This is a genomic window from Actinocatenispora sera (assembly GCF_018324685.1).
In the GTDB taxonomy this organism is placed as follows: Bacteria; Actinomycetota; Actinomycetes; order Mycobacteriales; family Micromonosporaceae; genus Actinocatenispora; species Actinocatenispora sera.
Genome location: NZ_AP023354.1, coordinates 5,198,903 through 5,219,786, shown reverse-complemented (window position 1 = coordinate 5,219,786; position 20,884 = coordinate 5,198,903). Strand labels below are relative to the sequence as shown.

16 protein-coding genes and 1 tRNA gene are annotated in these 20,884 nt (G+C 71.2%); 12 read left to right on the top strand and 5 right to left on the bottom strand.

The genetic code is table 11. From position 1 onward, the window contains the following. Positions 1-3 precede the first annotated feature (3 nt). Together Asera_RS24640 and Asera_RS24635 are read left to right on the top strand one after the other, a co-directional pair. A complete protein-coding gene (locus Asera_RS24640) occupies positions 4-870 on the top strand; it encodes an acyl-CoA thioesterase (RefSeq protein WP_030447591.1) in 867 nt (288 codons plus the stop codon). Between the two features lie 269 nt (positions 871-1,139). Beyond that, positions 1,140-3,389, top strand: coding sequence for an NEW3 domain-containing protein (locus Asera_RS24635; RefSeq protein WP_084132033.1), 2,250 nt, complete (start codon positions 1,140-1,142; stop codon positions 3,387-3,389). Between the two features lie 125 nt (positions 3,390-3,514). Here Asera_RS24635 and Asera_RS24630 read toward each other — a convergent pair whose 3' ends face one another. Next, positions 3,515-5,428 (bottom strand): glycoside hydrolase family 84 protein, encoded by a 1,914-nt coding sequence (locus Asera_RS24630; RefSeq protein ID WP_051802539.1) that lies wholly within the window; start codon positions 5,426-5,428, stop codon positions 3,515-3,517. Positions 5,429-5,693: 265 nt separating this feature from the next. On the opposite strand from Asera_RS24630, the gene Asera_RS33665 reads away from it, so the two are divergent. Further along, positions 5,694-9,077 carry an AfsR/SARP family transcriptional regulator gene (locus tag Asera_RS33665; protein ID WP_051802538.1) on the top strand — a complete coding sequence of 1,128 codons (3,384 nt, stop codon included), beginning with the start codon at positions 5,694-5,696 and terminating at the stop codon, positions 9,075-9,077. 31 nt (positions 9,078-9,108) lie between these two features. Here Asera_RS33665 and Asera_RS24620 read toward each other — a convergent pair whose 3' ends face one another. The 4 genes from Asera_RS24620 to Asera_RS24605 all read right to left on the bottom strand — a co-directional run bounded on the left by Asera_RS24620 (position 9,109) and on the right by Asera_RS24605 (position 11,909). Beyond that, positions 9,109-9,906 (bottom strand): ABC transporter permease, encoded by a 798-nt coding sequence (locus Asera_RS24620; protein ID WP_030447588.1) that lies wholly within the window; start codon positions 9,904-9,906, stop codon positions 9,109-9,111. After that, complete coding sequence (locus Asera_RS24615) at positions 9,906-10,886, bottom strand: daunorubicin resistance protein DrrA family ABC transporter ATP-binding protein (RefSeq protein WP_030447587.1); 981 nt, start codon at positions 10,884-10,886, stop codon at positions 9,906-9,908. Before Asera_RS24615 ends, Asera_RS24620 begins: the two co-directional genes overlap by 1 nt. A 139-nt stretch (positions 10,887-11,025) precedes the next feature. Further along, entirely contained in the window at positions 11,026-11,790 is a 765-nt protein-coding gene (locus tag Asera_RS24610; RefSeq protein ID WP_030447586.1) for a helix-turn-helix domain-containing protein, read from the bottom strand. Between the two features lie 32 nt (positions 11,791-11,822). Beyond that, positions 11,823-11,909: transfer RNA gene (locus Asera_RS24605), tRNA-Leu, on the bottom strand. Positions 11,910-12,061: 152 nt separating this feature from the next. On the opposite strand from Asera_RS24605, the gene Asera_RS24600 reads away from it, so the two are divergent. The 9 genes from Asera_RS24600 to Asera_RS24560 all read left to right on the top strand — a co-directional run bounded on the left by Asera_RS24600 (position 12,062) and on the right by Asera_RS24560 (position 20,839). Beyond that, entirely contained in the window at positions 12,062-12,685 is a 624-nt protein-coding gene (locus tag Asera_RS24600) for an ANTAR domain-containing response regulator (protein ID WP_030447585.1), read from the top strand. 369 nt (positions 12,686-13,054) lie between these two features. After that, a complete protein-coding gene (locus Asera_RS24595) occupies positions 13,055-14,212 on the top strand; it encodes a branched-chain amino acid ABC transporter substrate-binding protein (protein WP_035297387.1) in 1,158 nt (385 codons plus the stop codon). A gap of 142 nt (positions 14,213-14,354) precedes the next feature. Next, positions 14,355-15,305 carry a branched-chain amino acid ABC transporter permease gene (locus Asera_RS24590; RefSeq protein ID WP_030447583.1) on the top strand — a complete coding sequence of 317 codons (951 nt, stop codon included), beginning with the start codon at positions 14,355-14,357 and terminating at the stop codon, positions 15,303-15,305. A gap of 98 nt (positions 15,306-15,403) precedes the next feature. Beyond that, positions 15,404-16,450 carry a branched-chain amino acid ABC transporter permease gene (locus Asera_RS24585; protein ID WP_030447582.1) on the top strand — a complete coding sequence of 349 codons (1,047 nt, stop codon included), beginning with the start codon at positions 15,404-15,406 and terminating at the stop codon, positions 16,448-16,450. Between the two features lie 181 nt (positions 16,451-16,631). Beyond that, the gene (locus Asera_RS24580; RefSeq protein WP_244844221.1) at positions 16,632-17,372 is read left to right on the top strand and encodes an ABC transporter ATP-binding protein; all 741 of its coding nucleotides are present in this window, start codon (positions 16,632-16,634) and stop codon (positions 17,370-17,372) included. Beyond that, positions 17,362-18,072, top strand: coding sequence for an ABC transporter ATP-binding protein (locus Asera_RS24575; RefSeq protein WP_030447580.1), 711 nt, complete (start codon positions 17,362-17,364; stop codon positions 18,070-18,072). The genes Asera_RS24580 and Asera_RS24575 overlap by 11 nt, the downstream gene beginning before the upstream one ends. Positions 18,073-18,119: 47 nt before the next feature. Then, entirely contained in the window at positions 18,120-19,049 is a 930-nt protein-coding gene (locus Asera_RS24570) for an ABC transporter substrate-binding protein (RefSeq protein WP_051802537.1), read from the top strand. 6 nt (positions 19,050-19,055) lie between these two features. Then, a complete protein-coding gene (locus Asera_RS24565) occupies positions 19,056-20,027 on the top strand; it encodes an amino acid ABC transporter permease (RefSeq protein ID WP_030447578.1) in 972 nt (323 codons plus the stop codon). 59 nt (positions 20,028-20,086) lie between these two features. Continuing rightward, complete coding sequence (locus Asera_RS24560; RefSeq protein ID WP_211255656.1) at positions 20,087-20,839, top strand: amino acid ABC transporter ATP-binding protein; 753 nt, start codon at positions 20,087-20,089, stop codon at positions 20,837-20,839. Positions 20,840-20,884: the final 45 nt, after the last annotated feature.

The window sequence follows — 20,884 nt, the reverse complement described above, 5'->3', positions numbered from 1 at the left end:
CAGCTGACCGGGCAGGCCGCCGTCGACGACCTGCTCGACGTGCTCGACCTGGAGACCATCGAGGTCAACCTGTACCGGGGGCGCAGCCCCGCGGTGGCCCCGCAGCGGGTGTTCGGCGGCCAGGTCGCGGCGCAGGCCCTGGTCGGCGCCGGCCGTACCGTCGACGCGGACCGCACGGTGCACTCGCTGCACGGCTACTTCGTGCGCGCCGGTGACTCGTCGATCCCGATCGTGTACTCGGTGGAAGTCATCCGGGACGGCCGGTCCTTCTCGGTGCGCCGGGTCACCGCGATCCAGCACGGCCGGCCGATCTTCTTCATGTCGGCGTCGTTCCAGCGCGCCGAGGCGGGCCTGGACCACCAGGCCGAGATGCCGGCCGACGTGCCACCGCCGGAGTCGGTGCCGACGCTGGCCGAACGGATGGCGCGCTACCCCGAGCGGCTCGGCATCTGGTCCCGGGTGCCGCAGTCGGTCGACGTGCGCTACGTCGGCGAGCCCGGCTGGGTGAAAAGCGGTGACCGGCCGGCCGAGGTACACCAGCGGGCCTGGCTGCGGGTCGCCGGCCGGCTGCCGGACACCCCGCTGCTGCACGCGTGCGCGCTGACCTACGCCTCCGACCTGACCCTGCTGGACTCCGTCCTGTCCTGGCACGGCGAGGTGTGGGGCCCGGACGGGTTCGCCGGTGCCAGCCTCGACCACGCGCTGTGGCTGCACCGCCCGTTCCGCGCCGACGAGTGGTTCCTGTACGACTGCTCGAGCCCGTCGGCCTCCGGCGGCCGCGGCCTCGCCACCGGCCGCATCTTCACCATCGACGGCCACCACGTCGCCACGGTCGTCCAGGAGGGCCTGCTGCGCCGCGTCGGCGACTGACGCTCCGGCGTCCCGTGGCCGCCTCCGGGCTCGGCCAGTCGACTCCTTTCTTCTGCCGACCGTTGACCTGTCGTGTTCTGTGTGCTTGAGTTTGAAGCTGTCCGATGCAGAGTGCCCTTCCTTGGCCCGGCGCGCCGTCGCCTGCCCTCAACCCCTCGTCTACCTGCACCTCAAGGTCGACCATCCTGTGCTCCCGGCTGCCGTGACATACGGACGACGGCCGCTGGTTCGGTGAGACAACACAATCAAACATTGCGAGGGAGTCCTCCATGCCGCACCGCGCGCACCATCCGCCACCGCGGCTTCGCCCGAGACTCGGCGCGACCGCGGCCCTGATCGTCCTTCTGGTCGCCGCCTTCGCCGGCCCGGGGCCGGCAGCCGCGAGCGCCCCCGGCGCCCGATCCGCGGGCAACTCGACCTCGACCGACACCGTCGGCGCCACGCCGCCGATGGGCTGGAACAGCTGGAACCAGTTCGGCTGCGACATCAGCGACCAGGTGGTCCGGGAGGAGGCTCGCGCGCTGGTGTCGACCGGCCTGCGCGACGCCGGGTACGGCTACGTCGACATCGACGACTGCTGGCAGGCGCCGGAACGTACCGTCGACGGTGCGCTGCAGGCCGATCCGACCCGGTTCCCGCACGGCATCAAGCCGCTCGCCGACTACGTCCACTCGCTCGGCCTCAAGCTCGGCATCTACGGCAACCCCGGCGCGCGCAGCTGCGCGCAGCGCAACCGCGGGTATCCCGGCATGTCCGGCTCGCTCGGGCACGTGCAGCAGGACGCCGACACCTTCGCGTCCTGGGGCGTCGACTACCTCAAGTACGACTGGTGCGGTGCCGACGAGTACGGCGTGGACCGCACGACCGCCTTCGCGCAGATGCGGGACGCGCTGCACGCCACCGGCCGCGACATCGTGTACAGCATCAACCCGTCCGACGGCAACGCCCTGGGCGCGACCGGCTACTGGGACGACGTCGCGACCATGTGGCGTACCACCGGTGACATCAAGCCGGTGTGGGACCAGGGCGCGGCCGGGGTGGTCAACATCCTCGACCGGCAGGTCGGGCTCGCGCCGTTCGCCGGGCCCGGGCACTGGAACGACCCGGACATGTTGGAGGTCGGCGTCGTACCGGGCGGGTACACCGCGAGCTACCCGGGCCTGACCGACACGGAGGCACGCGCGCACTTCGGTATGTGGGCGATGCTGGCCGCGCCGCTGATCGCCGGCGCCGACATCCGCCACCTGGACGCCACCTCGCGGGACGTCCTCGCCAACCGCGAGGTCATCGCCATCGACCAGGATCCGGCCGGGATCGAGGGCACCAAGGTACGCGACGACGGCGACCGGGAGGTGTGGGCGAAGCAGCTGGCCGACGGGAGTGTCGCGGTGGCGCTGCTGAACCGTTCGGCGACCAGCCAGCCGATGTCGACCACCGCCGCCGAGGTCGGGCTGGCCGCTGACACCACCGGGTACCGGGTCCGCGACCTGTGGGAGCACGACAGTACCGAGACCGCCGGGGTCGTCGCGGCGAACGTGCCCGCACACGGCGCCGCGCTGTACCGGGTGACCCCGATCGACAACCCGGCGCAGGACGCGCCGCACACCGCTCTGCGACTCGACGGGCTGGGCACCGTGACCGGTGGCGAACCGGTGACCGCGACCGCCACGTTCACCAACTACGGGGTACTGCCGGTGCAGAGCGCCGAGCTGGGTGTGTCGGCGCCGCACGGCTGGCAGGTCCGCGCGACCTCGCCGACCGTGTTTGCCGCCGTGGCGAGCGGGCAGAGCGTGCATGCGACGTTCCGGCTCACCCCGGCGCCGCCCGACCAGCTGTTCCCGACCGGTGAGCTCACCGCCACGGCCGGCGGACGCTGGCACGGCCGGCTCCGGTGGAGCACCTCGACGTCGGTCACCGTCGCGATGACCAGCCCGCCGGTTCGCCCGCCCTACCGAACGTACTCGTCGGCGACGGACGGGCCCGCCCGGTACGCCCAGCTCGACGGTGCGTTCGGCATCTCCGGTGCGGGGAAGGATCTGTACAAGAGCGCCGATGCGTACACCACGATCTACCGTCCCGGCGCGGTCAGCGCCGGTACGACGATCGAGACCACCGTGACGGGCGCCGACCACCTCTCCGGGTTCGGCAAGGCCGGCATCCTGGTACGCGACGACATCACCGCGTCCGACTCGGGCCCCGAGGGCGTGATCCTGCTCGTCTCCCCGTCCGGCGGCATCCAGCTGGAGTGGAACTCCGACGGCGGTACCCGGATCAACGCGGTGACGCCGGCCAACGGCACCATCGCGTACACGCTGCCGGTGCACCTGCGACTGGTACGTAGCGCGGTGGACCGCTATGCGGGGTACTACTCGCTGGACGGAAACACCTGGCATCCGGTCGGCACCGCGACCGTGCGGGGTCAGGGCGCCGTCCAGGACGCAGGGATGTTCGTCACCTCGCACGCCGCCGGCAGCCCGGCCACCGTCGAGTTCGCCGGCTTCGCGGCCTCGACGGAGTAGGCCGGTCACGACTCGACCCGACGGGCGCGTGCCGGCGAAACCGTTGCAGGACAAGGAGATGGGCCGCACCGGCGGTCCACCTCCGCGGCGTCGGTGGGCCGCGGCGGCAGTCCACCGACGCGACGTCAGTCGGTGGCGAGGGCGTCGGTGACGAACTGGTCGACGACGCCGTCACCGACCTTGACCGGGGTCTTGCCGTCGATCGGGTCGACCGGTGCGGTGGCGGCGGCCACCTGGTCGGCGATCGCGGCCCGGTCGGTGGCGGCCCGGTCGGTGTCGCCGTCGCGCTGCGCGTGCAGCAGGTCCAGCGCGGTGGTCATCGCCTGGCCCCAGGCGCCCATCGAGGTCAGCCACGGGTCGGTCTCGGTGACGAACGACGGCTCGGCGTGCTGCCGGATCACCCCCGGCGCCGCCGCGAACGCGGCCACCCGGCGCTCGAACGTCGCGATGCCGTGCGCGTCGTTCGCCGCCCACGCCGCCCAGAAGTCCGTGATCGCCGCGGACAGCTCCGGTGCCTGCTCCCCGGTGATGTTCGGAACCTGGTACTCCACGTCGGCGAACGCGCGCAGCGCCGCGGCGAGCCGGTGGTCGCCCCCGGCGTACTGTTCGATGCCGGCCGTCCAGGACCGCTGCGGGTCGTAGGCGCCGTCGTTCCAGCAGAAGTCGGCCACCGTGTACAGGGCGATCTTGCTCGCCGCGGCCTGGTTCATCGGGTTCGCCGTGTCGCCCGCCAGCACCCCGGACAGCCCGGCCTGCCGGTGCAGGTACGGCGCCATCTCCAGCCGGCCCCGCAGGTAGTCGTTGACCGGATAGTTGTCCCACAGCAGGATGTCGTGCCCGAACACCTGCTTGGCCTGCTGTGCCTGCTCGACGGTGACCTCGTGGGCGATCACCCCGATCCCGGTCCACATCACGACCACGTCGGGGTCGAGCTGCTCGCGCAGCGCCTTCTTGTACGGCGACTCGGTGACGTTGTAGTACTCGGTGGCGACCGTCTGCAGCGGCGCCACGTCGTCGTGCTGGGCGATGAACGCCTCGTTCACCGCGTTCAGCAGGTACGACTGGGCCGCGCCCGCGGCGGCCGCGCCGGTGCCGAACTTCTGCGCGTCGGCGTCGCAGTTCCACTTGGTGTAGCTGATGTCATCGAGCGGGATGTTGAACGAGCGCACCCCGATCGCGTACACCTGCTCGAATTTCGCCACCAGCTTCGCCAGGTCGTCGGCCGAGGAGTAGCACACCGACAGCCCCGGCGACAGCGCATAGGTGAACCGCACGTGGTTGGCCTTCGCCCGATCCACCAGCTCGGCCAGCTCCGCCAGCTGCGCGTCGGGGTACTCGTCGCGCCACTGCGCCCGCAGGTACGGGTCGTCCTTGGGGGAGTACTCGTAGGTGTTGAGCTTGTGCGCGCCGTAGAAGTCGAGCTGGTCGAGCCGATCGGCGTGCGACCACGGCGTGCCGTAGAAGCCCTCGATCGTGCCGCGGATCGGCATCGCCGGCCAGTCCCGCACCGTCACCGCCGGCAGCGTGTGATGGACGATCAGCTGCCGCAGCGTCTGCACCGCGTAGAACGTACCGGCACCGTCCACACCGGACAGTGCCACCACGCCGTGCCCGCGCTCGTTGCCGCTGGCCAGCACGTACCCCTCGGCGGCCAGCCCGGCCGGGCCGTCGGCGTGCAGCCCGGCCAGCGCGCCGGCGGTCGCCGGGTTCTCCGCCGGCCCACCCAGGTACACCGTCAGCGCGCCGGCCGGCTGATCCTGCGCCGGCGACACGGTACGTACGTGCCGCGCGCCGGCCGCCCGCAGCGTCGCGCGCAAGGCGCTACGGGCCGCGGAGTCGGTGCCGGGGCCCGCGACCACGGTCACCGTCGGCGGCACCGCGAGCGTGCCGTGGCCGGGCGTCACCTGCTGCGGCGTCGGCGCGATCTGGGGGACCGGGGCCGGTGCGGCGCTGGCGGGCGTGCCGGCCATCGACGCCGACAGGCTCGCCGTGGCGAGCACGAGCGCGGCGGCAGCGGGCAGGGCGCGGAACACACGCATGGGACCTCCTGCGACGGCGGCGCCCGGCGCGAGGGGCGATGCGACACAACGTGGGCGCGGCATCGACGCCGGGTCGGTCCCATCAGCTCACGTACCGCCGGAGTTGTCAAGATCTGTTCGATATGACGGGACATCGAGCGCTTTCGCGCCCGCGCGGAGCCAGCCGACCATGCGATCCCCCGGCGGTTTCTGCGGCGGTCGGTGGGCCCCGGTGCGGCTGGCGCTCGCCTCCGCGGGGGAGAATCGACAACCGGGAGGAGGTGCCGTGCAGATCAGCCTGCTCGGGCCGGTGGAGATCGGATCCGCCGCCAACACCGACCGCGACAGCAGTGCCGGACGTGACGGCGCCGTCGTCGTCGCCGGTGCCCGGCTCCGGGCCCTGCTGGCCCGGCTCGCCCTCGACGCCGGCCGGCCCGTCGGCACCGACCGGCTGATCGCCGCGCTGTGGGGCGACGAACCGCCCGCCGGCGCCGGCAACGCACTGCAGTCCCTGGTGTCCCGGCTGCGCCGAGCGCTCCCCGCCGACACCCCGATCCGGTCGGTACCGGCCGGCTACCAGCTCGACGTGCCCGCCGACGCAGTCGACGTGCGCCGCTTCGCCGCGCTCGCGGCCGACGGCCGGCACCGGCTGCGACACCGCGACCCCGCCGGCGCCATCCAACGGCTGCAGGAGGCGCTGCGGCTGTGGCGCGGACCCGCGCTCGCCGACGTCACCGCCCCGTACGCGGCCGCCACCGCCGAGCGGCTGCACGCCGACCGGCGCACCGCCCTCGGCGATCTCACCGAGGCGCAGCTCGCCGCCGGCACACCGCAGCAGGCGGCCGCCACCATCGCCGGACCGGCCGGCGAACACCCGCTGGACGAACGGCTCTGCACCCTCGCCGTCCGGGCCCTCGCCGCCGCCGGGCGCCAAGCCGACGCGCTCGCCGCCTACCAACGCACCCGCGCCGCGCTCGCCGACGAGTTCGGGGTCGACCCCGGCACCGAGCTCGCCGCCGCCCACCTCGCCGTCCTGCGCGGCGAAACCACGCCCACCCGCGCGCCCGCCACGCCGAGCCGGCCGGGCGACGGTGCGCCGAACCCGCCAGGTGCCGGCAGACCGGCGAGCCCGCCAGCGGCCGACCGGTCGCCGGCGCCGGAGGCGGCGACACCGGCCACCCCGCGCACCAACCTGCGCGTCGCCCTGTCCAGCTTCGTCGGCCGCGACCGGCAACTCGGCGAGCTGCGCAAGCTGCTGGCCGACAACCGGCTCGTCACCCTCACCGGGCCCGGCGGTACCGGCAAGACCCGGCTCGCCACCGAAGCCGCCGGCGCGCAGCTCGACACCCACCCGGACGGCGTCTGGCTGGTGGAACTCGCCGGCGTCAGCGACCCCGCCAACGTGCCGCACGCCGTGTTCGCCGCGCTCGGCGCGAGCACACCCACGCTCACCGGCAGCCCGTCCAGCCTGCGCGACCGCGCCGTACAGCTGGGCGAGCTGCTCGGCGACCGGCAGCTGCTGCTGATCCTGGACAACTGCGAACACCTCGTCGACGCTGCCGCGCACCTGGCCGAGGAGATCCTCACCCACTGCCGGCAGGTGTCGATCCTCGCGACCAGCCGCGCGCCGCTCGGCCTCACCGGCGAACAGCTCTACCCGGTACCGCCGCTGGACACCCCCGCCGAAGGCGTCGACATCACCGCCACCCGGGCCAGCCCCGCGGTACGGCTGCTGGTCGACCGGGCCGCCGCCGTCCGCCCCGGCTTCACCGTCACCGCCGGCAACGCCGGCGCCGTCGGCGCCATCTGCCGCCGCCTCGACGGCGCGCCGCTGGCGCTGGAACTCGCCGCCGCCCGGCTGCGCAGCCTCACCGCCGACCAGGTCGCCGACCGGCTCGACGACCGGTTCCGGCTGCTCACCGGCGGGCAGCGCACCGCGCTGCCCCGACACCAGACCCTGCGGGCGGTCGTGTCCTGGAGCTGGGACCTGCTCGACGAACCGCAACGCGCGCTGGCCCGCCGGCTGTCGGTGTTCGCCGGCGGAGCCAGCCTCGACGCGCTCGACGCCGTCTGCGCCGACCCGCCCGACACCACCGACCCGGCGCTGCCCGGCACCGCACTGCTCGACGCGCTCACCGGCCTGGTCGACCAGTCCCTGGTCGACGCCGGCGACGACAACCGGTACCGGATGCTCGAGACACTGCGCGCCTACGGCGCCGAGCGGCTCGCCGAGGCCGGCGAGACCCGCGCCACCCGGGCCGCTCACCTGCGCCACTACCTGCACCTCGCCGAGACCCAGGAACCCATCCTGCGTACCGCCGAGCAGGAGACGGCCCTCGCCCGGCTCAGCGCCGACTACGACAACCTGCTGGCCGCCCTGCGGTACGCCATCGACGACCGGCAGGACCGCAGCGCGCTGCGGCTCGGCGCCGCACTCGTCTGGTACTGGTTCCTGTTCGGGCACGCCGACGACGCCATCCGATGGCTGCGCGAGGTCAACCGCATCGCCCCCGCCGAACCACCCGCCGGGCTCACCGCCGCGTACGCCATCTGCTTCGGCGGCGCCAACCTCGAACTGATCGCCGAACACGGCCACCAACCAGAACGGCTGCGCACCGTCATCGACCAGTTCGAACGCCTCGTCGAGCGGGCCCGCGGCGAGGGGCCGCTGCCCCCGCTGCTCGCCCTCGGCAGCGCCGTACCGGGGATGCTGGTCGGCAACCACGACGCCGTCCGCCGCCTGCTTGCCGACCTCGTCGACCACGCCGAGCCCTGGACCGCGGCCGCCGCCCGGCTCGTGCACGCCAACCTGGTCCAGGACGCGTACCGGTCGATCGCCGAGTCCGGCGACGACTTCGCCGGCGCCGTCGAGGCGTTCCGCACCCTCGGCGAACGCTGGGGGCTGTCCGCGGCGCTTGTCGGCTACGGCGAACACCTCGTCCTCGCCGGCGACGCCGAACGCGCCGCCGAGGTCCTCACCGAAGCCTGGGACATCGCCCGCCGCTTCATCCCCGACCGCGAACAACCCGGCTTCCTGCTCCGGCTCGCCCACATCCGCCTCCGCGCCGGCGACGTCGACACCGCCGAAGCCGAACTCGCCCAGGCCATCGCGCTGCGCGCGCACACCAGCCGCGGCGACCGCCCCGGCGACGACGAGTGGTGGTTCCAGCGCGAAACCGTCAGCGCCGAGGCGCACCGGGCGCGCGGTCGCTACCCCGAGGCGCAGGCCTGCTACCGGCGCGTCCTGGACTGGACCGACGACACCGCCACCCGGCACCGGCCGCCACAGCTCGCCGCCATGGCGTACAACGGGCTTGCCCGGGTCGCCCTCGACGCCGGCCGCCCCGACGAGGCCGACACCCTCGCCCGGGACGGGCTGCGCCGCCTCGCCCGCGGCGCCCACCTCGACCTGCCGCTCGCCTCGCTGCTCGCGGAGACGCTGATCCTCACCCACCGCGACCACGACCCGCGGCACGCCGCCACGCTCGCCGGCGCCCTCGACGCCCTCTGGTCCGGACGCACCCACCCCAACGCCGAACTCGCCGCCGCCCTCGACGAGATCGGCGCTCGACTCGGCGCCGACGACTACGCCCGCGCCCGCGCCGACGGCGCCGAACTCAACCTCGAGGGCATCTACCGCTACCTGCAGATCCCGCTCGATCCACAGTAGACAGTGCGGGGCGGGCCGGCGGCCCGCCGCCTCACACCTTGCGCCGGTACGCCGCGATCGCCAACGGCGCGAAGACCGCCGTCAACAACACCGACCAGCCCAACGACCACCACACCGACGAACCCAGCGGGGTACCGGTCAGCAGCCCCCGCACCGCGGTCGACAGGTACGACACCGGGTTGACGTTCGCCCACGCCTGCAGCCACCCCGGCATCGTGCTCGTCTGCACCATCACGTTCGAGCCGAACGTGATCGGGAACATCAACACCCCGGAGAACAACTGCACCGTCGTCGCCGACTTCGCCAACAGCCCGATCAGCATCGACACCCACGCAAGGCCCACCCCGAACGCCAGCACCAGCAGCAGGCCCGCCGCTGCCTCCAGCGGGTTGGTGTGCACCCGGAACCCGATCAGCATCCCGAACGCCAGCAAGATCACCAGCGACGCCGCGAACCGCACCAGCTCGCCCATCGTGCGCCCCACCAGCGGCGCCGACCGGGCGATCGGCAGGCTCCGCAACCGGTCGAACACCCCGTTCGTGATGTCCTGGTTGAGCCCGGCACCCGTCGCCATGATCGAGAACACGCCCGACTGCGCGATCAGCCCCGGCAACACGTACTGCAGGTACGAGCCCGACGTTCCCGCGATCGCACCGCCGAACACGTACACGAACAGCACGATGAACACCAGCGGCTGGATGATGAAACCCGCCAGCTCACCCGGATTCGACTTCAGCTGCACCAGGTTGCGCCAGGCCAGGGTGAAGCAGTGCTGCACCGCCGTCCACGGAGCCAACCGGTGCGTCGCCGGCGCCGCCACGCTCGCCATCACGCCCTCCCCGACACGGTCTCGACCATCGGCTCGCCCTCGGCCTGCGCCTGCGCCCGGTGGCCGGTCAACGACAGGAACACGTCGTCCAGGCTCGGGAGACGCAACGCCAGCTCCGTCACCGTGATCGCCGCATCGTCCAACCGGCGCAACACGGCCGCCGGCAACGCCGGATCCGACACCGGCGCCGACAACCGCCCGCCCTCGGCCACCGGCCGTACCCCCGCCAACGCCGCCACGATGCCCGCCGCCTCCTCGATCCGGTCCGGATCCGTCGGCCGGATCTCCAACGTCTGACCACCCGTGCGGGTCTTCAACTCGTCCGGCGTACCCGTTGCGATCACCGTGCCCCGGTCCACCACCACGATGTCGTCCGCCAACTGGTCCGCCTCGTCCATGTACTGCGTGGTCAGCAGCACCGTCGCCCCGTCCGCCACCAGCCCCCGCACGATCGACCACAGCTCGTTGCGCGAGTGCGGGTCCAGGCCCGTCGTCGGCTCGTCGAGATACAGCACGCTCGGCCGGCCCACCAGGCTCACCGCGAGGTCCAACCGCCGGCGCATCCCACCCGAGTACGTCTTCGCGCGCCGGGCGCCGGCCTCCGACAACCCGAACCGCGCCAACAACGCCGCTGCCCGCGCCTTCGCCTCGCGCCGGGACAACCCCAGCAGCCGGCCCACCAGGATCAGGTTCTGCACCCCGGTCAGACCCTCGTCCAGCGCCGCGTACTGGCCGGTCAGGGCGACCAGCTGGCGCACCTCGTGCGCCTGACGCACCACGTCGAACCCGGACACCCGCGCCGTCCCGGCGTCCGGCCGGATCAGCGTCGCCAGCACCCGCACCGCGGTCGTCTTCCCCGCGCCGTTGGGACCCAGCAGCCCCAGCACCCGGCCGGCCGGCGCCGCCAGATCCACCCCGGCCAGCGCGGTCGTCGCGCCGAACCGCTTCACCAGCCCCTCGGCCTCGATCGCGTACGTCACCGGCACCACCCGCCCGGCGCACGCACATCCGCGTGTCCCATCCTCACGTTCCTCTCCACAGCTCGTCGAGACCAGCGTGCCCGCGCGCGCTGACACCGCCCGCACACCGCGCTGAGACCGGCCCGGCCCTCCGCGCGGCTCAGGTCTTGGGGCCGATGAACTCGTCCAGCAGCGCGACGTCCGCCCGGGTCGCCACCGAGATGCTGTTGCGCCGGTTGAACCGCCAGCGCGCCCCGATCCGGTCCAGCGCCGCCCCGCAGATGCCCAGAATGTCCACCGACTCGTTCGCGAACAGATACCGCGGATACGCGTACTGCTTGCCGCGCGTCGTCACCCGGTTGATGCACCGACATCCGTCGGCGTGAATCAAGCCGCGGAGCAGCGCTCGTGGCTGCTCCGCGACCACCGCCTGCTGCCAGTTCACCAGCGAGATCGGGCGGCGGTGCTTCGGCCCTGGGCCGTGCTGTGGGAACAGATGCGGCCAGTGCGTCGAATAGCTCTGCACTCCTACGCAGCCGGCCCTCGGCACGATGCTGACGCTCCTGGCGAACACCCTGAGCATCGCCTGCCGGCACTCCTCGATGATGTCCGGGTACGCGTTCGCGCAGTAGACCCGCAACACCGGCACCCGGGCGCTGGTGACCAGGTGGCCGTCGCCGAGGTACTGACCGAGCAGGTACGCGTACGCCCGAGGGTCGTCGAGATCGCCGGGGTCCCGGGTGCAGCCGGCGCAGACCCGGACCGGCTGCTTCGCCCGAAGCAGCGCCATGTGTCGGGCGCGCGAGCCGTAGATCCAGTGCGCGACCGTTCCGCGGGGCAGGCCGAGCTGGTCAGCGATCCGGGCGAGGGAAACGCCCGATTCGCGAAGCCGCACGGCGCGCTCGTAGGTCTCGGGCGGATGCATGGTCGCACTCTGCCGGCACCGTGTGACAGTTCTGGTGCCGAGAGCGGGACTCGAACCCGCACGCCCCGGAGGGCAGAGGCTTTTGAGGCCTCGGTGTCTGCCTATTCCACCATCTCGGCATTTGTCAGGAAAATCGGACATCACCCTTGGTTGGTGGAAGACTCCTCAGATCCAGACGTGCAAAGCGTACCGGCTAGGCTGTGGCGTGGTCGACGGGGCTGGGTACGCGGCACCGTCGGAGGCTTGACCGGGACCGGAGGTAGGCCGAGTCGTGAGTGCGGAACAGACGGGCGAGACCGCCCGCCGGCGGGTGCTGATCGCGGAGGACGAGGCGCTGATCCGGCTCGATCTCGCCGAGATGCTGGCCGAGGAGGGCTACGAGGTCGTCGGCGAGGCCGGGGACGGGGAAACCGCGGTCCGGCTCACCCGCGAGCACAAACCCGACCTGGTGATCCTCGACGTGAAGATGCCGATCATGGACGGCATCGCCGCCGCCGAGCAGATCGCCGGCGACCGGCTCGCGCCGGTGGTCATCCTGACCGCGTTCAGCCAGCGTGACCTGGTGGAGCGGGCGCAGGCGGCCGGTGCGATGGCATACCTGGTGAAGCCGTTCCAGAAGAGCGACCTGGTGCCGGCGATCGAGATCGCGCTGTCCCGGTTCGCCGAGCTGGCGGCGCTGGAGGCCGAGGTGGCGAGCCTCGGTGAGCGGCTCGACTCGCGCAAGGCGATCGACCGGGCAAAGGGTCAGTTGATGACGCAGTACGGGATGAGCGAGCCGGACGCGTTCCGGTGGATCCAGCGCGCCGCGATGGACCACCGGCTGACCATGCGTCAGGTGGCGGACCGCATCGTCGCCGAGGGCGGTACGGCCCGCACCGAGGGCGCCGAGGCCTGATCCGCATCGCCCGAGCCCGCGGTGCGCCGAGCCCGTCGGGCCGTTGCGTCGTGCCCGCGAACGGCTCGCGCCGGTGGCTTTCCGTGCGGTGTCGCGCTGACCGTTACCTGCTCGTGATGTGGTCGGACGGCGGGGTGCGGTCTGCCGTGATTGCTCCCGCTGAATGATGGTTTCTGCTGGTGGCGGCGTCAGCGCTGAGCGTCTGCCAGATAACGGTTTGGTACGTCGGACCCCCTGCCCACCTTCCCGTAGGGGCCCGACCTCGGTTACGTTCCGCGCCACACAGGCAGGCGCGCGCCCTGTCAGGTACGTCGTGTCCCGGCACCGCGGAACCAGTGGGCGCGCGTCTTGAGGGAGGCGGAGCAGAACGTGAACGTCAGGGTGACACGAGCGTGGCTGGTGGTCCCGGTCGCGCTGTCGGCGGTGGTGGCGATGAGCGCCTGTGCCGAGCAGAACGGTGGTTCGTCCGCGTCGGGCAAGTGCGACTCGAAGATCGCCTTCTTCGGCGCGCGCACCGGTCCGAACGCGAACCTCGGTATCAACATCTACAACGGCGTGAAGCTGGCGGTCGACCAGTACAACGCGAAGCACAAGGACTGCAAGGTGACCCTGGAGTCGAAGGACTCGCAGGGTGACGAAAAGCAGGCGCCGGGTCTGGCCCAGCAGCTCGTGCAGGACCAGAAGGTCGTCGGTGTGGTCGGCCCGGCGTTCTCCGGTGAGTCGGAGGCCGCGGACGGCATCTTCGACCAGGGCGGGTTGCCGTTGATCTCGGCGTCGGCGACCAACCCGTCGCTGTCCCAGAAGGGCTGGAAGGTCTTCCACCGGATGCTGGGCAACGACAACGCCCAGGGCCCGGCGGCGGCGACCTACCTCAAGGACACGGTCAAGGCGAAGAAGGTCTTCGTCATCGACGACACCACCGCGTACGGCAAGGGTCTGTCCGACGTGGTGAAGCAGAGCCTGGGTTCCGCGGTGGTCAGCACCGACACGGTGCAGCCGAAGCAGACCGACTTCCAGGCGACCGTGGCGAAGGTCAAGAGCTCGAAGGCGGACGCGGTCTTCTACGGCGGGTACTACGCCGAGGCGGGTCCGTTCGTGAAGCAGCTGCGGGCGGCGAACGTGAAGGCGACGTTCGTGTCCGACGACGGCGTGAAGGACGAGGGCTTCGTCAAGGGCGCCGGCAACGCGGCGGCCGAGGGTGCCGTGGTGACCTGCCCGTGCATCCCGGGTGACGAGGCGAAGGGCACGTTCTTCGCCGACTACAAGAAGGCGTTCGGCAAGGAACCGGGCACCTACGGTCCGGAGGCGTTCGACTCCACGAACGTGTTCCTGGACGGGATTGCCGCCGGCAAGACGTCGCGCAAGGACATGCTGTCGTTCATCGACTCGTACGACAAGGACGGCGTGACCAAGCACATCAAGTTCGACAAGAACGGCGAGATCGCGAAGTCGGAGATCGTGATCTGGTCGTACAAGGTCTCCGGCGGCGAGATCGTGAAGGACCAGGAGATCAAGGCCACCAGTTGACCGCCGCCGGGGCCGGCGGCGCGCTCCGCCGGCCCTGCGGCAGCCCTTCGTGCTCGTGGCCCGTTCCGGGTCGCCGGCCGGTGTCTCGCGGCACCGGCCGGCGACGGGATGGCCGGGGGCGCCTTGTCGCCGTGGAGCGTCGTTGAATTTCCATTTCCTGTTCTCGAACATCGGTGACCTGACGGTCACCGGTCTGTCCCAGGGCGCGATCTACGCGTTGATCGCCCTGGGCTACACGCTGGTGTACGGCCTGCTCAAGCTGATCAACTTCGCGCACTCCGAAGTGTTCATGATGGGTACCTTCGGCGCGTTGATCGCCTGGAACCTGGTGGGCCTGCACGAGAACGATCCGGTCCCGTCGCTGCCGATGATGGTGGTGTACCTGCTGGTGGGGCTGGTCGGCGCGATGGTGTGGTCGGGTGTGACGGCGTTGACCGTCGAGTTCGTGGCGTACCGACCGCTGCGGCGGCGCAACGCGCCCCGGTTGGTCTTCCTGATCACCGCGATCGGCGCCTCGGTGGCGATCAGCGAGGCGGTGGGTGTCATCACCGGCCGCAACCAGTACGGCATGCCGGATCTGTTCAAGACCGCGAACCTGATCACCATCGGCAACGTGCACGTGACCAACGTCGATCTCGGCGTGCTGCTGGCCGCGATCGTGATGATGGTGGTGCTGGACCAGTTCATCAACCGGACCCGGCTGGGCCGGGGTATCCGCGCGGTGGCGCAGGATCCGGACACGGCCGCGCTGATGGGCATCAACAAGAACCGCGTGATCGTGCTGACGTTCGCGCTGGGCGGGGTGATGGCCGGTGCGGCCGCCCTGCTGTACAACCTGAAGATCGGCGTGACTCGCGCCGACATCGGCTTCCTGCTGGGTATCAAGGCGTTCACCGCCGCGGTACTGGGCGGGATCGGCAACCTGCGGGGTGCGCTGCTGGGCGGTCTCGCGTTGGGGCTGGTGGAGAACTACGGCTCGGCGCTGTTCGGTACGTCCTGGCGGGACGTGGTGGCGTTCGTGGTGCTGGTGGTCATCCTGATGTTCCGGCCGACCGGCCTGTTGGGTGAGTCGCTCGGAAAGGCGCGCGCATGACGAGCACGGGCCCCGGTGGGGGTAAGGCACGGCGGGGTAACCCGGTCATGTCGGCGTTGCGAACGGCCGACGACCGGCGGCTGGCCGGCCTGTCGGCGATGCGGTCGCGCTGGCGGGCGATTCCGCGGCCGGTGCGCATCCTGTTCGGGGTGGCGGTGGCGGTGTTCTTCTACCTGCTGCCGAACCTGGCGATTCCGTTGATCCCGACGCCGGACACGAACTTCGCCTCGGTGCTGTTCACCGTCGCGGTGTACGTGCTGGTCGGGGTCGGCCTGAACGTGGTGATCGGGCTGGCCGGCCTGCTGGATCTGGGCTACATCGGGTTCTTCGCGGTCGGCGCGTACTCGGTGGCGATCTTCGGTTCGCCCGCGTCGCCGCTCGCGACGAAGTACCCGTGGCTGATGCTGATCCCGATCGCGATCGCGTTGTCGATGGTGTCCGGGGTGATCCTGGGCGGGCCGACGCTGCGGTTGCGCGGCGACTACCTGGCGATCGTGACGTTGGGCTTCGGTGAGATCGTCCGGCTGATCGCGGTCAACTGGTCGATCACGAAGGGCCAGATCGGTATCCCGAGCGTGCCGGCGCCGCCGGGCCACTGGGGCAACGGCGATCCGATCTTCGGGATCATCGACACCCGGCCGTTCTACTGGCTGGCGCTGACCGTCGTGCTGATCTGCATGTTCGGCGTCAAGCTGCTGGAGTCCAGCCGGGTGGGCCGGTCCTGGCTCGCGATCCGGGAGGACGAGGACGCCGCGGAGCTGATGGGTGTCCCGGCGTTCAAGTTCAAGCTGTGGGCGTTCGCGATCGGTGCCGGCCTGGGTGGCCTGTCCGGTGCGCTGTTCGCCAGCCGGCAGGGCTTCATCAACTCCAACTCGTTCGACGTGTTGACCTCGATGCTGTTCGTCGCGGCCGTGGTGCTGGGCGGGGCGGGCAACCTGGCCGGGGTGACGCTCGGTGCGGTGCTCATCTCGTACCTGCCGGAGCGGTTCCGGGGGTTCGCCGACAAGCGGTTCCTGGTGTTCGGCCTCGCGCTGATCGTGATCATGATCTTCCGGCCGCAGGGGTTGATCCCCAGCCGGAGACGCGCGGTGGAGCTGGCCGACCGCAAACGCGAGGCTGCGGAGGAGGCGACCGCGAATGTCTGAGGTGGACACGACCGGCGAGTCGGCCATGGGTCCCGCTGGCGGGCCGCCCGAGGGTGCCGCCGGTGAGCCGGCCATGGGCGCTGCCGGTGAGCCGGCGAAGGACGCGGCCGGTGCGCCGGCCGCTGACGGGGCGGGTACGGCGCGGCAGACGCGGCCGCTGCTGGAGGTCGACGACGTGGTGATGCGCTTCGGCGGGGTCACCGCGCTCGACCATGTCAGCTTCACGGTCAACGAGGGCGAGATCCTCGGGCTGATCGGGCCGAACGGCGCCGGCAAGACGACCTGCTTCAACGTGATGACCGGGGTGTTTCGGCCGACCACCGGTCAGGTGCGGCTCAACGGCCGGCCGCTGGTCAGCCGCAGCCGGCACCAGATCACCCGGCTGGGCATCGCCCGTACGTTCCAGAACATCCGGCTGTTTCCGGAGATGACGGCGCTGGAGAACGTGCTGGTCGGTACGGACGCCCGGCACCGCACCAGCGTGCCCGGTGCGTTGCTGCGGCTGCCGCGGCACCGCAAGGAGGAGCGGGCCGGGCGGGCGAAGGCGCACGAGCTGCTGGACTTCATGGGCATCGGGTCGACGGCGAACCAGTTGGCCCGCAACCTGCCGTACGGCGACCAGCGGCGGCTGGAGATCGCCCGGGCCCTGGCGACCGAGCCGGCGCTGCTGTGCCTGGACGAGCCGGCCGCCGGGTTCAACCCGGCGGAGAAGGAGGAGCTGCTGGAGCTGATCCGGCGGATCCGGGACCGGGGTCAGACGGTACTGCTGATCGAGCACGACATGCGGCTGGTGATGGGGGTGACCGACCGGATCGTGGTGTTGGAGTTCGGTCGCAAGATCGCCGACGCGGTGCCGGCGGAGGTGCGGTCGGATCCGAAGGTGGTCGCTGCGTATCTGGGGGTGCCGGACGATGCTGCTTGAGTTGGAAGACCTGGTCGTCGCCTACGGTCGGATCGAGGCCCTGCACGGCATCAGCCTGGGCATCGAGGAGGGCGAGATCGTGGCGTTGATCGGCGCGAACGGCGCCGGGAAGACGACCACGATGCGGGCGATCTCCGGGCTGCGCGCGGCTCAGCAGGGCCGCATCCGGTTGCAGGGCCGCGACATCACCCGGATGCGGGCGGATCAGCGCGTGGTGTCGGGTATTTCGCAGGCGCCGGAGGGCCGCGGGATCTTCCCGGGCATGACGGTCGAGGAGAACCTGGACCTGGGCTGCTACACGCGCAGGGACACTGCCGGAATAGCCGAGGACCGGGATCGGGTGTTCGACCTGTTTCCGCGGTTGGCGGAGCGGCGCAAGCAGCTCGGCGGGACGATGTCTGGTGGAGAGCAGCAGATGCTCACGATCGGCCGGGCGCTGATGGCGCGGCCGAAGGTGTTGTTGCTCGACGAGCCGTCGATGGGGCTGGCGCCGATGTTGATCCAGCAGATCTTCGCGATCATCGCGGAGATCAACACGCAGGGTACGACGATCCTGCTGGTGGAGCAGAACGCGCAGCAGGCGCTGTCGCTGGCGCACCGTGCATACGTGCTGGAGACCGGAAGTATCGTACGCACCGGCACGGGCGCGGAGCTGCTCGCCGACCCGACGGTCCAGGAGGCCTACCTGGGCGTCGCGTAGCGGCCCGGGTCGGACCAGGACGGCAAATCTGGAGGATTGTCATGAGGATGGTTGGCAGGTCGGGCGTCCGGTGGGCGTGCACCGGCGCGGTCGCGGCCGTGCTGGCGGTGACGCTGGCCGCCTGCGGCGGTGGCAGCGGCGGCGACGGCTCCGGGTCGGGGACGGGCAAGCCGTCGCCGACGCCGAAGGTGGGGGTGGACAAGGCGCTGGCGGCGAAGGTACCGGCGGCGATCAAGAGCAAGGGCACGCTCAAGATCGGTACCGACTCGTCGTACGCGCCGAACGAGTTCCTGGCCTCCGACGGTAAGACCGTCGAGGGCTGGGACGTCGACCTGTACAACGCGGTGCTGGCGAAGCTGGGCCTGAAGGCGACGTACGAGTCGGCGAAGTTCGGCACGATCATCGCCGGCGTCGAGTCGGGCAAGTACGACGCGGGCGTGTCGTCGTTCACGGTCAACGCGGACCGGATGAAGCAGGCCAACATGGTCACGTACTACTCGGCCGGTGTCTGGTGGGCGACCAAGAAGGGCAACCCGAAGAACGTGTCGCCGGACGCGGCCTGCGGCAAGACCGTGGCGGTGCAGACCGACACGATCGAGGTCGACGACATCCAGGCGCGGTCGAAGAAGTGCACCTCGGCGGGTAAGCCGGCCATCAAGATCGACCAGTACGACGGTCAGGACCAGGCGACGGCCGCGGTCGTGTCGGGCAAGGACGACGCGATGCTGGCCGACTCGCCGATCGTGGCGTACGCGTTGAAGCAGTCGAAGGGGCAGCTGGAGTCGCTGGGCAAGATCTACGAGGCGGCGCCGTACGGGTACGTGATCAAGAAGGACCAGCTCGCGTTCGCGCAGGCCATCCAGGGCGCCCTGAAGGCGCTGATGGCGGACGGCACGTACGAGAAGATCCTGACGAACTGGGGCGTGCAGGTCGGCAAGATCGACAATCCGACGGTGAACCCGTCGGTGTCGCAGTAGTCGATGATGTCGACCGGTGTGACGGGCTCCGGCCGGGGACGGCCGGAGCCGATCCGAGCGGTGCCGGTGCGCCACCCCGGCCGCTGGGTGGCGGTCGCGGTACTCGTCGTGCTCGCGCTGATGTTCGCGCACATGCTGGTGACGAACAAGGCGTTCCAGTGGACGTTCCTGTTCGACAACATCCTGTCGGCGCCGGTGGTGCGCGGCGCGGTGACCTCGATCGAACTGACCGTCCTGGCGATGATCATCGGGATCGCGCTCGGCGTGGTGCTCGCGGTGATGCGGTTGTCGCCCAACCCGATCCTCGCCGGCGCGGCCTGGGTGTACGTCTGGTTCTTCCGCGGCGTGCCGCGGCTGGTGCTGTGCGTGCTGTTCGGCAACCTGGGCATCCTGTACAGCCGGCTGGAGTTCGGGCTGCCGTTCGACCATCAGCTCGGTGCGCTGTTCGGCATCGACCTGAACGCGCGGCTGTTCGGCGTGAACGCCGTGACGCTGCTGAGCGGGTTCGTCGCCGGGCTGCTCGCGCTCGCGATGTCCGAGGGCGCGTACATGGCCGAGGTGGTGCGCGGTGGCATCCAGTCGGTGGATCCGGGCCAGGCCGAGGCGGCGCAGGCGCTCGGGATGCGCCGGCCGCTGCTGCTGCGGCGGATCGTGCTGCCGCAGGCGCTGCGGGTGATCGTGCCGCCGACCGGCAACGAAACGATCGCGATGCTCAAGGACACCTCGTTGGTGGCGTACGTGCCGGTGACCAACGAGCTGTTCTTCCAGCTGCAGCACATCGGTGCCCGCACCTACGCGATCTTCCCGATGCTGGTGGCCGCCTGCATCTGGTACCTGGCGATGACCTCGGTGCTGATGGTGGGGCAACACTTCCTGGAGAAGCGGTTCTCCCGCGGGCACGGGCCGCGGGCGATCCGGCTGCGGGGCGCGCGCTCCGCCGGCGCCGGTGGCGCGGTCGGTACGGAGGTGGACTCATGAGCGACGAGGATGCCGGCGGCCTGGTGCAGGCGCAGGTGACCGCCGATCCGGGCCGGTACATGGTGGTCGCCGACAACGTGCACAAGTCGTACGGCCGCAGCCAGGTGCTGCGCGGCATCGACCTGGCGGTCGCGCCGGGCGAGGTGACCTGCGTACTGGGTCCCTCGGGCGGCGGCAAGTCGACGTTTCTGCGCTGTATCAACCACCTGGAGAAGATCGACGCCGGGCGCATCTGGGTCGGTGGCGAGCTCGTCGGGTACCGGCAGGTCGGCGACCGGTTGCACGAGATGCGGGAGAAGGAGGTCGCCGCCCAGCGCAGCCGGATCGGCATGGTGTTCCAGCGGTTCAACCTGTTCCCGCACCTGACCGCGGAGCAGAACCTGATCGAGGCGCCGTGCCGGGTGCGCCGGATCCGTCGCTCGGACGCCCGGTCGCGGGCGACGGAGCTGCTGACCCGGGTCGGTCTGGGTGACCGCGGCGGCGCGTACCCCGCGGAGCTGTCCGGCGGGCAGCAGCAGCGGGTGGCGATCGCCCGGGCGCTGGCGATGGATCCCGAGCTGATGCTGTTCGACGAGCCGACGAGCGCGCTGGATCCGGAGCTGGTCGGCGAGGTCCTGCAGGTGATGCGCGACCTGGCCGCCTCCGGCATGACGATGGTGGTGGTCACCCACGAGATCGGGTTCGCCCGCGAGGTCGCCGACACGGTGGTCTTCCTGGACGGCGGGGTCGTGGTCGAGTCCGGGCCGCCCTCGCAGGTGTTGGAGAACCCGCAGCAGGAGCGGACGAAGCTGTTCCTGTCGAAGGTGCTGTGAGCGGTCCCGACCGGAAGGCGGTCGGCGCCGGTCCGGCGCCGGCCG

Excerpts from the sequence above, each read along its gene's own strand:
- Asera_RS24635 (WP_084132033.1), top strand. The coding sequence starts at position 1,140 with ATGCCGCACCGCGCGCACCATCCGCCACCGCGGCTTCGCCCGAGACTC.
- Asera_RS24630 (WP_051802539.1), bottom strand. The coding sequence starts at position 5,428 with ATGCGTGTGTTCCGCGCCCTGCCCGCTGCCGCCGCGCTCGTGCTCGCC.
- Asera_RS24620 (WP_030447588.1), bottom strand. The coding sequence starts at position 9,906 with ATGGCGAGCGTGGCGGCGCCGGCGACGCACCGGTTGGCTCCGTGGACG.
- Asera_RS24610 (WP_030447586.1), bottom strand. The coding sequence starts at position 11,790 with ATGCATCCGCCCGAGACCTACGAGCGCGCCGTGCGGCTTCGCGAATCG.
- Asera_RS24585 (WP_030447582.1), top strand. The coding sequence starts at position 15,404 with ATGCGGTCGCGCTGGCGGGCGATTCCGCGGCCGGTGCGCATCCTGTTC.
- Asera_RS24580 (WP_244844221.1), top strand. The coding sequence starts at position 16,632 with ATGCGCTTCGGCGGGGTCACCGCGCTCGACCATGTCAGCTTCACGGTC.
- Asera_RS24575 (WP_030447580.1), top strand. The coding sequence starts at position 17,362 with ATGCTGCTTGAGTTGGAAGACCTGGTCGTCGCCTACGGTCGGATCGAG.
- Asera_RS24570 (WP_051802537.1), top strand. The coding sequence starts at position 18,120 with ATGGTTGGCAGGTCGGGCGTCCGGTGGGCGTGCACCGGCGCGGTCGCG.
- Asera_RS24565 (WP_030447578.1), top strand. The coding sequence starts at position 19,056 with ATGTCGACCGGTGTGACGGGCTCCGGCCGGGGACGGCCGGAGCCGATC.
- Asera_RS24560 (WP_211255656.1), top strand. The coding sequence starts at position 20,087 with ATGGTGGTCGCCGACAACGTGCACAAGTCGTACGGCCGCAGCCAGGTG.